General features: G+C 63.4%; 11 protein-coding genes, 2 tRNA genes and 1 pseudogene. 4 read left to right on the top strand and 10 right to left on the bottom strand.

Annotated elements, in window-relative coordinates:
- The first annotated feature begins 44 nt into the window (after positions 1-44).
- Positions 45-569, top strand: a complete 525-nt coding sequence (locus tag JST30_10945) for a hypothetical protein (GenBank protein MBS1714838.1) — start codon at positions 45-47, stop codon at positions 567-569.
- Positions 570-578: 9 nt separating this feature from the next.
- Here the strand turns inward: JST30_10945 and JST30_10940 are convergent, their stop codons facing one another.
- The 4 genes from JST30_10940 to JST30_10925 form a co-directional block, all read right to left on the bottom strand.
- Positions 579-1,970, bottom strand: coding sequence for a thioredoxin family protein (locus JST30_10940; protein ID MBS1714837.1), 1,392 nt, complete (start codon positions 1,968-1,970; stop codon positions 579-581).
- Positions 1,971-1,979: 9 nt separating this feature from the next.
- Positions 1,980-2,417, bottom strand: a complete 438-nt coding sequence (locus JST30_10935) for a protein-disulfide reductase DsbD N-terminal domain-containing protein (GenBank protein MBS1714836.1) — start codon at positions 2,415-2,417, stop codon at positions 1,980-1,982.
- Between the two features lie 122 nt (positions 2,418-2,539).
- Positions 2,540-2,615 (bottom strand) — tRNA-Phe (locus JST30_10930).
- Between the two features lie 6 nt (positions 2,616-2,621).
- Positions 2,622-2,697 (bottom strand) — tRNA-Asp (locus JST30_10925).
- Between the two features lie 87 nt (positions 2,698-2,784).
- Here JST30_10925 and JST30_10920 point away from each other — a divergent pair.
- Positions 2,785-3,528, top strand: coding sequence for a phosphatidylinositol-specific phospholipase C/glycerophosphodiester phosphodiesterase family protein (locus JST30_10920; GenBank protein MBS1714835.1), 744 nt, complete (start codon positions 2,785-2,787; stop codon positions 3,526-3,528).
- 6 nt (positions 3,529-3,534) lie between these two features.
- On the opposite strand, the gene JST30_10915 is transcribed toward JST30_10920, so the two are convergent.
- The 3 genes from JST30_10915 to JST30_10905 all read right to left on the bottom strand — a co-directional run bounded on the left by JST30_10915 (position 3,535) and on the right by JST30_10905 (position 6,328).
- Positions 3,535-4,698 carry a type IV pilus twitching motility protein PilT gene (locus JST30_10915; protein ID MBS1714834.1) on the bottom strand — a complete coding sequence of 388 codons (1,164 nt, stop codon included), beginning with the start codon at positions 4,696-4,698 and terminating at the stop codon, positions 3,535-3,537.
- Between the two features lie 91 nt (positions 4,699-4,789).
- Positions 4,790-5,890, bottom strand: a complete 1,101-nt coding sequence (locus JST30_10910) for a type IV pilus twitching motility protein PilT (protein MBS1714833.1) — start codon at positions 5,888-5,890, stop codon at positions 4,790-4,792.
- Between the two features lie 87 nt (positions 5,891-5,977).
- Positions 5,978-6,328 carry a hypothetical protein gene (locus JST30_10905; protein MBS1714832.1) on the bottom strand — a complete coding sequence of 117 codons (351 nt, stop codon included), beginning with the start codon at positions 6,326-6,328 and terminating at the stop codon, positions 5,978-5,980.
- 226 nt (positions 6,329-6,554) lie between these two features.
- Here JST30_10905 and JST30_10900 point away from each other — a divergent pair, with 226 nt between their 5' ends.
- Positions 6,555-7,529 carry a Gfo/Idh/MocA family oxidoreductase gene (locus JST30_10900; GenBank protein MBS1714831.1) on the top strand — a complete coding sequence of 325 codons (975 nt, stop codon included), beginning with the start codon at positions 6,555-6,557 and terminating at the stop codon, positions 7,527-7,529.
- 51 nt (positions 7,530-7,580) lie between these two features.
- Positions 7,581-7,748, top strand: a pseudogene (locus JST30_10895) (prepilin-type N-terminal cleavage/methylation domain-containing protein).
- Positions 7,749-8,395: 647 nt separating this feature from the next.
- Here the strand turns inward: JST30_10895 and JST30_10890 are convergent.
- From JST30_10890 to JST30_10880, 3 genes are all read right to left on the bottom strand, one after another.
- On the bottom strand, positions 8,396-9,337 hold the full coding sequence (locus JST30_10890) for a ribose-phosphate pyrophosphokinase (GenBank protein MBS1714830.1): 942 nt from the start codon (positions 9,335-9,337) through the stop codon (positions 8,396-8,398).
- 16 nt (positions 9,338-9,353) lie between these two features.
- On the bottom strand, positions 9,354-10,283 hold the full coding sequence (locus JST30_10885) for a sulfite exporter TauE/SafE family protein (GenBank protein MBS1714829.1): 930 nt from the start codon (positions 10,281-10,283) through the stop codon (positions 9,354-9,356).
- Between the two features lie 61 nt (positions 10,284-10,344).
- Positions 10,345-11,424, bottom strand: coding sequence for a PilT/PilU family type 4a pilus ATPase (locus tag JST30_10880; GenBank protein ID MBS1714828.1), 1,080 nt, complete (start codon positions 11,422-11,424; stop codon positions 10,345-10,347).
- Positions 11,425-11,426 lie beyond the last annotated feature (2 nt).

Raw genomic sequence — 11,426 nt, 5'->3', positions numbered from 1 at the left:
GTCCCTGGCGTTCCAGGACGCGGCATAATCGTGGGGGCCCGTCCATGGCGCACGAATTCGAGGAAACGACCGAAAACAAGGCGCCGATTGGTCAGATCAACCCCGACGAGCTTCAATGGCTCCTGAACGTCTTTGACGGTTCTTTCTGCGACGATCTTCACGCCTCGACCGGCCCTTCAGACGATTCGGTGACCGTAGAGGCGGTGGCAGAGGCGACCGGCCGGTCAAAGTCCGAAGTTCTGGATGCCTTGGAACGGCTTCGGGCCGAAGACGCCGAACGACGGCTCAGCCTGGCGCTTCGGGAGTTGGAAGAGCCTTTGCACCGTGTCGAACGACCCGGCCACGCCGAGCCCGACCCGCTCGCCCAACATTTTCGGATGCCGAAGGGTCAATCCTTGTCCCCGTTGCTGGACGATCTCGCCCGTCGCTCGAAAGCCGCTTCGAAACTCAGCCGGAAAGGTAAGACGCAACCCCCCCGGTTCGACTTGGTCGGATTGATGATCATGGCCGTGTTCACGGCCCTGACTCTCGTCGCCGTCTTGTACGGCCTCCTGCACCTGCCGAAATAGGGGCCGGGTTCAGGCGCCGCCCTTCTTCAGGAACCCAGCGAACTCTTCCGGGCTTTGGGCCAGACCCTCGAACTTTCCGATCACCTTGCCCTCTGGCGTGAGAAGCACGTAAGTCGGCAAGGCGACGTTCTGGGCCAACTCCTGCTGAAGCTTTTGATTGGCCTGGTCCTCGGGCTTGGGACGGTCGGTGTACAGCTGGACGGTCACCATTTTGTCCAACTCCGAGGAAACGACCTCCTTGGGGAAGACGTGCTTTTCCATGAGCCGACAGTTCACGCACGCGACCCCCGTGAAGTCGATGAACACCGGTCGACCTGTCTCTTTTGCCAGCTTCAACGCCTCGTCGTAGTTGGCGGCCTCGATCCGTCCTTTGACGTCTTTCTTCGTCGCGACCTGTCCCTCATGGCCCGACGCGTTGGTCTTCGCAGGATAGGGGTCGGGTGGCGGGAACGATTCGACGACGCCTAAAGACGGCTTTGAAATCCCGAAAGCGAGGAACACCGCGAAGGCGAAGGACGCGACCCCGAAGGCCTTGCGCGCCAGACCCGTGCTCTTGAGGGCTTTCGGGACGCCGATCAGGTAGAGCGCGAGCCCGACGAAGATCGCTGTCCACAGGACGAGGAAGACAGGCCGTGTGATCAGGGCCAGTTCGAACCCGAGGTCCGCGTTCGAAAGGAACTTGACGGCGGCGGCCAGTTCGATGAAGGCCAAGGCGGGCTTGACGGTGTTCATCCACTCGCCGCTCTTCGGTAGCTTGCTCAGCGACGACGGAGACAAGGCCAAGAAGAAAAACGGGGCTGCGAAAGCGATTCCGTACGTGGCCATCCCGACGGTCGGCGCGACGAGGTCTCCACCCTTGGCCGCTGCAGCCAGAAGCGAGCCCGCGATCGGAGCCGTACACGTGAAGCTGGTCAGCGAGAACGTGATCCCCATAAAATACGGACCGACCAAGCCGCCTCGAGAGCGCTGCTCGTTCGTCTTTCGGGTCAGGAAGGACGGCACTTGGATCTCGAAGAGCCCGAACAGGTTGAGGGCGAGCACGATGAAGACGACGCCAAGGACGAGGTTCACCCACGGGTTCGCCGAGAAGGCGGTGATGCCCGTCGCTCCGAAGATCGCCGACGCGGCGACGCCGAGGATGGCGAACGTACTGACGATGCCGAAGCTATAGGCGAGAGCTTCCGGCAAGGCCCTTCCCTTTTCTCGCTTGGAAAAATAGCTGACGGTGACGGGCACCATCGGGAAGACGCACGGAGTCAAAAGCGAGACAAGACCGCCCGTAAAGCAGAACGCCAGATAGGCGAGCATGCCCTTGGACTGCGCCTGCTCGACCGTAGCCTGCTGGGCTACGGCCATGGCGCCGAGCGCGAGTGCGATCGCGACGAACGTCAGCCTACGCATCGGCCGACCTTACAGCTTGAACGAAACGGAGACGACCTGGGTGTCCGGCGGCATGCACGTGCGGTCGTTGCAGGCTTGGCTGGTCACGGCGAGTTGCACTGTCTGTTTGCCCGACAGCTTCTTGGTGGGCGCCAGCATGAGCTTGATCACGGTCTTGCCTTCGTAGACTTGGACCGTTTCGCCCAGGGTCGTGAACGGCTTGGTCGGTGGGTAACTCGCCGAGGCGACCTTGAACGTCGCCGTCTTGGACTTGACCGAAGTCGGGATGCCCGTATCGTGAGCCTTGCTGCTGTAGATGTGATATCCCTCCGGGATCTTGATCGTGACCGTCACGGGCACCTTGCCCGACTTAGCGGCTCCGGCGGAGGCGCTGACGGTGACCTTCTGAGCGGATGCGGCGACGGCGAGGACGGCGCTGAGGCCGATCAGGGCGAGGGGTTTCATCATGACGGTCTGGCCTCCGGTCTTCCGGCGGTGTCTAGGATTGTAACGCTTGAACGCCTGTTTTGGGTTCCCCTACGGAACGAAACCGGGACGCTCGGGCCTGTTCGAACGGGCGAAAAACAGGATGGTGCCGCAGGCCGGACTTGAACCGGCGACCCATGCATTTTCAGTGCATTGCTCTACCAACTGAGCTACCGCGGCACGAAATGGCGAGGATGACGGGACTTGAACCCGCGACCTCCGGCGTGACAGGCCGGCGCTCTAACCACTGAGCTACACCCCCGCGCTGGGACGGACATTTTAGCACCGAGCCTTGATCCGGGGCAAGGGCGGATGGCCCTACGGCAAACGACCGGGCGATACTAGACCCATGCTCCTGGCACTGGCCCTGCAGGTCTCCGTCTTGACGAACGCGCACGCCCATAACGACTACGGACACGCCCGGCCTTTGTTCGATGCCTTGGAGCAGGGGTTCGTCAGTGTCGAGGCCGACGTGTTCCTTGTAGAGGGCGAACTCAGGGTCGGTCACGACCGTCAAGGGCTCAGGCCTGGGCGGACGCTCGACGCCCTGTACCTAAAGCCGCTTTACGAGCGCTGGAAGAAGTGGAAGTCCGTTTATGCCCAGAAGACGCCGTTCACGCTGCTCGTGGACATCAAGGCCGACGGTGAAGCCGTCTGGGCGCGGCTCGAAAGGGACCTGAAGCCGTACCGACCGATGCTCCAACGCGTCGAACGCAGGAAGTTGGTCAAAGGGGCCGTTTCCGTCGTGCTGTCCGGCGACCGCCCGATCGCGACGTTGAGCCGTTTGGACTCACGGGAGGCTTTCATCGACGGAAGGCTCCCCGACCTGGATTCGGACCCGTCTCCGCTCTTGATCCCCTTGGTCAGCGCGTCCTACACGGACACGTTTGCGACCCCTCGGGCTGACCTCTCGGACGACCGACGCACCAAGTTGGCCGACATCGTCCGGCGCGCCCACGCACAAGGACGTCGCGTACGGTTTTGGGCAGCCCCGGACGACGAGCCTGGTTGGACGCTCCTCCAGGCGGCCGGAGTCGACTTGATCAACACCGACAAGTTGAAGGAACTCAGAACGTTCCTGACCCGAAAGTAACCCCGCTCAGTCGCCGCGGTTGTAGCCCGGCCGGTTCGGTTGCCCTCGGACGCCCCCGGGTGGCGGCGCGGGCGCACCCGGTGCTTGGCCCGGAGGCGGGGGAGCGGTCGCGGACGCGGCGCCCGGACCATGGTCGCCAGGAGCGCCCGTCGAGATCAACCGGAGGTACTCCCCAGGATCTTTGGCCTTGCTCATCGCGTCGGGTTGCGTCACAAGTCCTGCCAAAGTCAACTTGGCCAACGACTGGTCGAGAGTCTGCATCCCCTGACGGGCTCCGGTTTGAATGATCGATCCGATCTGGTACGTCTTGTTCTCCCGGATCTGGTTCCGGATGGCCCCGGTGGCGTTCAGGACTTCGAAGGCCGCGACCCTCCCCCGCCCGTCCTTGCGTTTGACAAGGGTCTGGGACACGACCCCGAGCAGGTTGACGGACAACTGCATCCGGATCTGCTGCTGCTGGTGGTTCGGGAAGACGTCGACGATACGGTCGACCGTCTGGACCGCGTCGACGGTGTGCAAGGTCGCGAAGACCAAGTGGCCCGTCTCCGCCGCCGTGATCGCCAAGTGGATCGTGTCCAGGTCGCGCATCTCGCCGACAAGGATCACGTCCGGGTCTTGACGCAGCACGTATTTCAAAGCGTTGGCGAACGAATGGGTGTCGACGTCGAGTTCGCGCTGGTTGATCAGGGCCGTCCGGTCTTCGTGGACGAACTCGATCGGGTCTTCGACCGTGACGATATGGACTTTCTGAGTCGAATTGACGCGGTCGACCATGGCGGCGAGCGTCGTCGACTTGCCGGATCCCGCCGGGCCGGTGACCAAGACCAATCCGCGGGGCCGCTCGATGAACTCGTAGCAGACCTTCGGCAGGTTCAGGTCTTCCATGTTCTGGATGTCGTAAGGGATCACCCGGAACGCGGCTTGGGCGTGCTCGCGCTGGATGTACATGTTCCCGCGGAAGCGGCTGACCCCGACGACTTCGAGCGCGAAGTCGAGCTCCATGTCGCGGTCGAACTTGTCGATCTGCTCTTGGCGGAGCAACCGGCCCATCGCGTCGCGGAACTCTTGGTCCGTGAAATGGGGGACGTCGTCGAGCGGGATCAAGTCCCCGTGGACGCGGACGTAGACCTTTCCGGTATCGGACTTGACGTGCAGGTCGGAACCCTGCATTTCGACGCAGCGGCGCAGAAGGCCCTCGACGGCAAGCACGGGTTGATTCTAGCCCAACTCCTGCTTCCGATGCGCCCGGGTAACGGCCCGTTTACGACATCGGCGCATGGGCCATGTCTGCGCTGACGAGGCCCATGTTGACCGCTCGCCGCGAGAACTCGGCAGGCAAGGAGCTCTTGGACAGCGCCATTTCGTAGTCGATGAGGCCGTCCTTCACGAGGCCCAACAGGCTCCCGTCGAGCGTTTGCATCCCGTGTTCGATGCCTGTTTGGATGTCGTGGTACAGGGCGTGGGTCTTCCCCTCCCGGACCATCGTGCGGATCGACGGCGTCGCGACCATGACCTCGAACGCGGCCACGCGCCCCGTCCCGTTCTTGAGCGGCAACAGCGACTGTGAAACGACGGCCTGCAACGTGACGCCGAGCTGGGTGCGGATCTGTTCCTGCTGCTCAGGGTCGAAGACGTCGACGATGCGGTCGATCGTCTGGGCCGCGTCCACGGTGTGAAGGGTCGAAAAGACGAGGTGCCCCGTCTCGGCCGCCGTGATCGCGAGTTGGATCGTCTCGAGGTCGCGCATTTCGCCGACGAGGATCACGTCCGGGTTCTGACGCATCACGTGCCGGAGAGCGTCCGCGAACGAATGGGTGTCCGTCCCGAGCTCGCGCTGGTTGATGATCGCCTTTTTGTCTTCGTGCACGTATTCGATCGGGTCTTCGATCGTCATGATGTGCCGGCGCTCGCTGATGTTGATGTGGTCGATGATCGCGGCGAGCGACGTCGACTTGCCAGAACCCGTCGGGCCCGTCACGATCACCAGCCCGCGCGGCAAGAGCGCGACCTTTTTGCAGACCTGGGGAATCTTCAGGTCGTCGATCGTCCGGATCTTGTAGGGGATCAAGCGGAAGACCGCGCCGATCTTCCCGCGCTGCCAGAACATGTTGACCCGGAACCGGGCCAGGCCGGGGATGGCGTACGACAGGTCGCACTCCTTAAAGCTCATGAGCCTCTCGCGACGTTCGTCGTTGAGGATCTCGAGGAGCATCTTCTGGTGCTCTTCCTCGGACAGCGCCGGTTCGTCGAGCCGGACCAAGTCGCCATGTATGCGCATGATCGGCGGGTTGTCCGCTTTCAGGTGCAGGTCGCTGGCATCGACTTCGACAACCTTGTGAAGGAGGCGCGTCAAATTGGTCATGCGCGCTCCGATTTTATCCCAAGGTCCGACCGGGCCGCACCCTCTCGGGCGCTCCGCTGACGGGAACCGTCCTTCGACGGCCTTCGACTAAAGGACGAGTGTTTCGACGGGTGCAGGCCGCGGCTCAAGGTCGACGCTCACGTGCGGCTCCTTTGATCCCCGGACGCCCTGTTTCTCCCGTGCGTTGGCCCGGGCCACGAGCGCCTCTTGCGCTTCGGCCAAGTGCCAGAGCGCGACCGCGTTCTCGCGGCACGCCAAGTCGCGGCCCTGGAAGTCCAGGAGTTTTTGGATCAAGACTTCGATCACGTCCTCGAGGCTGCAACCGTTCGCACCGGCCGTGCGAGGGTCGCCGCGCTGGAACTCGATGCGCATGTACGGCTTGTCGACGAGCGCGTCAGAACCATCGATATGGCGCCACTTTTCCATGTTGGCGCTCATCGGGCGTCCTCCGAACCGAGATTCAGGGCCTTGTCAGAAAGAGTGTTCATAGGGTCCGGCCAGTTTCTACCAGACCCGAGAGGGGCCCGGCTTTCCGTTACTACGTCCTTCAACTCCAGGATGTTCCGGTCCGAGACCCGGCCGGCGGTCGCCCTACCTTCGCACCGGACCCCATATGTGCAGGTCGGGCCGGCACGGAAGGTCCCGGCTCCGGTATGACCGGAAGATGGCGCTGAAGTGGGGCATCCTGACGGCGGGCAACATCGCCCATAAGTTCGCCGAAGGCGTCTCGGCGTCCAAAACCGGCGAAGTCCGGGCGGTCGGTGCGCGCGACCTTGATCGGGCCCGCACTCTGGCCCGACCGTACGGCGCCAGCGCCTATGGAAGCTACGAAGAGGTCGTCTGCGACCCCGACGTCGACGCGGTCTATGTCGCGACGCCCCACCACCTCCATGCCGAGTGGACGGTCCGCGCCGCCCGGGAAGGTAAGGCCGTCCTCTGTGAAAAGCCGTTCACGCTGACCGCTCCCGAAGCGGAATCGGCCCTCGGATCCGTGCGCGAAAGCGGCGTGTTCTTCATGGAGGCGTTCATGTACCGGTGTTCGCCACAGACCCGGGCGGTCGAACGCCTTCTCAAAGACGGTGCGATCGGCAAGGTCAAAGCCGTCGCCGCGACCTTCTGCTTCAAGTCCAAACCGGACTGGCAGAATTTCAGGACGGACGGACGGGTCGGCGGAGGCGGGTTGCTCGACGTCGGGAGCTACTGCACGTCTTTCGCCCGGATGGCGGTCGGCGAAGAGCCCGTCGAGGTGACGTACACCGCAGACCTGTCACGGGGCTACGACTCCTTTGGGGCAGGGACGCTCGTCTTCCCTGGCGGCGCCCTGGCTTCCATCGCATGCGGCATCCACTTGACGATGCGGAACGACGCCGTCGTCTATGGTGAAGAGGGGATGCTCGTGGTCGACGAGCCGTGGAAGAGCTTCCCTGGATCGCACATGACTCTGCTGAGGGACGGCAAAGATCCCGAGGTCTTCGAGTTCGGGTGCACCGGCACCGAACTCTACGCCTACGAAGCCGACGCCGTCGCCGAGTTCCTCGACAGGCGCGAGTGCCCTTACGTGTCTTGGGAAGACACCCTGGCGAACATGCGGTGCCTCGACCGCCTGCGCGCCGCTTGCGGCTACGAATTTTCGGTCTGAAGCCACGATCCCGCTAACGGCACGAGACCCGAGGACAGTACAATCGGTGTCATGACCGTGCGCCGGGCCTTTACGCTGATCGAACTTCTGGTGGTCATCGCGATCATCGCGATCCTCGCCGCCATCCTGTTCCCCGTGTTCGCCCGGGCCAAAGCCGCCGCGCTCCACACCCAGAACATCAGCAACATCCGGCAGCTCGGCAACGCCGCGCTGATGTACACGGCCGACAACGACGACACCTTTCCGCACCATGCCTGGATCGGTCGCCCGTTCCGTACAGACGAGTACCAGATCATGTTCCAACCTTACGTCAAGAACTGGGGGATCATGTACGACCCGTTGCGTAAGAACCAGTGCAAGCAGTACAAGAACGACTGGAAGGCGGAAGAAAGCGCACGTTGCATGGGCTACGGCGTCAACATCGGCATCTACGGCATCGGGAACGAGTCCGGAATGTTCTCCCGGATCACCAACGTCCCGCCGGACATCGACATCATGTACGGCCGCCCGATGACCTTCTATCCGCAACCGGGCGACATGGTCATGTTCCAGACCACACAGGACGAACCGATGTACACCACCGCGTTCAACTGGCAGAACCTGACCGGTTCTCCCGGCATCCACTATTCGGACGCCGTCGCCCGTAACGACGGACGATGGGTGCGCGTTTTCGTCGACGGACACGCCAAGACCGTTTTCATGGGCCGCTACCAGACGCCCGCCTATCGGCACCTGATCATGCCCAAAGGCCGGAAAGAGATGGAACAGCTCTGTTGGAGCCTCGACGCCGACGGTGGCGGAGGCCGGACTTGCGGTCAGTGGATCGAATACTTCCTGACCAACCGCACGGAGTTCTGACCCCGACCTCAGGGCTCGAACAGCGTACTGACCGACTCGCCGTGGTGGATGCGCGCGATCGCATCGGCCAACATCGGGGCGACCGACAGCACCTTCAGTTTCGGGCCGCGCTTCTCTTCCGGGATCGGCACCGTGTCGGTCACCACGATCTCGAGGACGTCGTCCGGGGCCGACAACCGCTCGACGGCGGGCCCGGTCAGGAGCCCATGGGTGCAGGCGATCCGGAACGAGCGGGCGCCCAAGCTCCGCAGCTTCTGGAGGAGTTCGATGATGCTGCCCCCCGTCGCGATCTCGTCGTCCATCACGAGACAGTCCAAACCTTCGACCTCGCCGACCACCGTATCGATGACGACCCGGTCGTCCGCCATCCGCTGTTTGCGGCCGGCGGCCACGGGCAAGCCCAGCATCCTGGCGAACCGCGAGGCCGACCGCGCGTTACCCAGGTCCGGCGAGACGACGACCGTGTCCCGCAGTTCCAGGTCCTTATAGTGTGCGGCGAGGACGCCTAGAGCGTTCAGATGGTCGACCGGCACGCTGAAAAAGCCGTGGATCTGATCGGAATGGAGCGTGACCGTGAGAACGCGGTCCGCGCCGGCCGTAGCGAGCACGTCGGCGATGAGCCTCGCCGCGATCGAAATGCGAGGAGAATCCTTCTTGTCCGACCTCGCATAGGCGTAGTGCGGGATGACGGCCGTCCGGCGCTTGGCCGAAGCCCCGCGCGCCGCGTCCAGCATCAGCAGGAGCTCCATGAGGTTCTCCTGGACCGGCGGGCACAGAGGCTGGATGATGAAGACGTCCTTCTCCCGGCAACTCTCGAGCAGTTGCACGTACTGGCAGTCGTTCGAGAACCTCCGGAACAGGGTCTCGCGCAACGGGACGCCCATGTCCCGGGCGATGTCCCGGGCGAGCGACGGGTGTCCTTGACCAGAAAAGACCGCGATGCCGTCCATGCGGCTTCAGCTTAGACTAAGGCGAGGGCGCGACGCTGGAACTTGGATCACTCGGCTCTTGGATCGGACGTCCGGTCGTGGACCGGTCCGGACGCCGGTCCGACGCCCTTGGCCCACCTTTCGTCGTTCGCTCGTCGTTCGCTCGTCGTTCGCTCAGCGACCGGACGACGTCGGTGCGACCGGGGTCGCGCAAGTGCGCGACGACAGGAGTGCCATACGTGAACGACCCTCCGGGCTTGGCCAGAAGCCACGCGGCGAGCAGTATCAACAAGGTGGAGACCACTTGTGAGAACAGGGCTTCTGGGAGACGTCGCACGACCTTGACGCCCAGTACCGTCCCGACAAGTACGCCTACCGTCATCACCGTCATCTCTGGAAGCAGCTTCCACAGGGCAGGGCCTTGCGTCGCGACGTAGACCGGCATCCGCGCACAGTCGACGATAAGACCTGTCGCCGTGCTCGTCGCCACGAAGGCGTCACGGTTGACCCCTAGGCCGATCATGGCCCCTGCCCGAAGGCCGCCTTGGTTTCCGACCAGCCCTCCTAGAAACCCCGAAACGGCACCCGCGGCCCAAGCCCACGGTCCTTCGAAGCGCAATCGCTTCGTCCATCCGGTCAAGCCCCCGATACCGACGAACAAGAGCAGGGCGGCCAGCACGATTTCCAGGGATCGGGAGGCCGCGATGAGGTTGACCACGGCCCCAAGGAGTCCCCCGGTAGCACTCGTCACTCCGAACGAGAAGAGGATTTTGCGATCGACGTGTTCGCGGACGAGCCAGAGTCGGTAGGCCGTAGCGACGAAATGAGGGACGGAAACGGCTGCGACGGCGAGCTTGGCCGGCACTGCGAGACCAAGGGTCGGGGTCAGGACGCTCCCGATTCCGAAGCCGCTGATCGCGGCGATGACGCCTCCCCCAGCGGCTGCAAGCCCAAGAATCCAGAGCATAACGGACATTTAAGCCCGTCCGAGACGTGCTCGGACGGGCCAGAGAGGGAGCCGGATGAGATTAGCGGCGTAGCATCTGCTTCAACTCGGACACGATGCCCGCGTAGTTGATCGCGACCTCTTCCGAGATGATGCCCGCCTTGACGTACCGCGCGAGGCCCTGGTTCATGGTCTGCATGCCCCAGAAGCCGCCTTCGTTCATCAGGTGATAGATGTCTCCGAAGTGCCCGTCTTCGATAGCTTTCGAGACCGTCGGCGTGCAAATGAGGATTTCGGGGACCACGACGCGGCCCTGACCGTCGGCGCGCGGGACGAGCTTCTGCGCGATGATCGCACGGAGCGAGTTGGCCAAGCGCTGGCAGAGGTGCACCTTTTCGTGCGGCGGGAACATGTTGATGATTCGGTCGAGCGTCTCGTAGGCGGACGCGGTGTGGACCGTCGAGAACACCAAGTGGCCCGTTTCACCGGCCTGGAGCGCGGTGTGCATCGTGATGACGTCGCGCATTTCACCGATGAGGATGACGTCCGGGGCTTCGCGGACGACCGCGCGGAGTGCGGGCATGAAGTCCTCGGTGTCGATGCCGATCTCACGCTGGCTGAAGTAGGCGGTCTTGTCTTCGTGGACGATTTCGAGCGGGTCCTCGACCGTGACGATGTGGACCGGGCGCTGCTCGTTGATGATGTCGAGCAGGGCGGCGAGGGTCGTCGTCTTACCGGAACCCGTCGGCCCCGTACAGAGGATGAGGCCCTGGCGGTGCTTCGTCTGCTCGGCGAGGACGGACGGCAGCCCGAGTTCCTCAAGCGTCCGGATGCGGGCCGGGATGATCCGCATGACGGCGGCGGGGCCGCCTCGCTGCCGGTAGACGTTCGTACGGATGCGGGCCTTTCCTTTGATCTCGAAGGCGAGGTCCATCTCGTTCGTTTCCTCGAACTTCTCCTTCATCCGGGCGTTCATGACTTCGCCCAGCAGCCGCATGATGTCTTCTTCGTCCAAGACCGGCCAATCGCCCGGCAACGGCTTGATCGCGCTGAATTGCTTCATCATGGGCATGTGCCCGACCTTGATCATCACGTCCGAAGCGGTCACGGCATAGCCGGCTTCGATCAGGTCCCGAATCTTGAGGGATGTCGCGTCACGCATGA

The organism is Armatimonadota bacterium (genome assembly GCA_018268395.1).
GTDB lineage: Bacteria > Armatimonadota > Fimbriimonadia > Fimbriimonadales > Fimbriimonadaceae > JAEURO01.
Note: the sequence above shows the minus strand (reverse complement) of the source record. Positions and strands in the feature narration are given on the sequence as shown.